At 73.2% G+C, this 228-nt stretch carries 1 pseudogene; it reads left to right on the top strand.

From position 1 onward, the window contains the following. Positions 1-228: pseudogene (locus tag KVS71_RS19775) on the top strand (zinc metalloprotease); the annotation flags it as partial.

Below are 228 nucleotides of genomic sequence, written 5' to 3'. Positions count from 1 at the left end.
TCCAGGCCTCACCGGGCGATCCCCTCGCCCTCGTCGTGCGCCGGGACGGCTCCGACCGGACGCTGACCCTCACGCCCATCGCCGCGGAGCGCACCCTCACGGATGCGAGCGGGCAGCCGGTGCACGACGACGACGGCGATCCCGTCGTGAAGGAGGTGGGCTACGCGGGGATGATCGCGCAGATGGGCTACGTACACCAGCCGCTGACCGCCGGACCCCAGCTGGCGG

The sequence above is a fragment of the Microbacterium sp. GbtcB4 genome, from assembly GCF_019091465.1.
Lineage (GTDB): Bacteria > Actinomycetota > Actinomycetes > Actinomycetales > Microbacteriaceae > Microbacterium > Microbacterium paraoxydans.
This window is presented reverse-complemented; position numbering and strand designations above follow the sequence as displayed.